Origin of the sequence: Inquilinus sp. 2KB_23 (assembly GCF_052115705.1) — a bacterium.
Taxonomy (GTDB): domain Bacteria; phylum Pseudomonadota; class Alphaproteobacteria; order DSM-16000; family Inquilinaceae; genus Inquilinus; species Inquilinus ginsengisoli_A.
In genome coordinates this window covers 1-938 of record NZ_JBFRHF010000085.1, presented here as the reverse complement: position 1 = coordinate 938, position 938 = coordinate 1, and the positions used below count along the sequence as shown (strand labels likewise).

At 68.3% G+C, this 938-nt stretch carries 1 protein-coding gene; it reads left to right on the top strand.

Annotated elements, in window-relative coordinates; all coding sequences use genetic code 11:
- On the top strand, nt 1-938 hold a 938-nt coding region (locus AB4112_RS35995), incomplete at both ends, for an AMP-binding protein (protein ID WP_441727271.1).

The following is a 938-nucleotide window of genomic DNA, read 5'->3' as shown; positions in this document are numbered from 1 at the left end:
CTCAAGGACGCCGACCCCAGGCTCGTCCTCACCGCCGGCACCGCCGGCCGCGCCCTGCCCGACACCGCCCCGCTCCTCCGCCTCGACGACACCGCACTCCTCGCCCAGCTCGAACGCTCCCCCGACACCAACCCCACCGACGACACCCGCCTGCACCCCCTCCAACCCCTCCACCCCGCCTATCTCATCTACACCTCCGGCTCCACCGGAACTCCAAAGGGCGTCCTCGTCTCCCATGCCGGTCTGGCCAACTACGTGTCCTGGGCCGCGGACTTCTATTCCAGCTCCTGCGAGAGAGGCTCCATCGCACAGCTGCCGCTCACCTTCGATGCCGTCGTTACCTCCATCTTCGTGCCGCTGCTCTCCGGCAAGGACATCCTGCTTCCAGCCTCTGCCGAACCCAATGCGGCACTGCCGTTCCTCCGGCAACCCCAGGGCATCGGCCTGCTCAAGATCACCCCGGCCTTGATCGATCTGATCTGTGATGAACTCGACGCGGCTGACCGCCTTGCTGAGGTCGGCGTGGCCGTGATCGGCGGCGAAGAGCTTGGCACCTCGCAGGCGCGGCGATGGCTGCGGCGTTTCCCGGACTCATTGATCGTCAACGAGTACGGGCCGACCGAGACAGTTGTGGGCTGCTGCGTCTACAAGATGGATAGGGCTGCAGAGGGTGAAGTCAGCCTCCCGATCGGAGCGCCGATCTGGAACACGCGTGTGTATGTGCTGGACGGTGGGCTGCATCCGGTGCCTGCGGGAGTGCCGGGGGAGCTGTACATCGCGGGGGCGGGTCTGGCGCGGGGCTATCTCAACCGCCCGGGCCTGACCGCCGAGCGCTTCGTCGCCTGCCCCTTCGGGCCTCCCGGCGCCCGCATGTACCGCACCGGCGACCTCGCCCGCTGGCGCCCCGACGGCGTCCTCGACTTCCTAGGCCCTAGGCC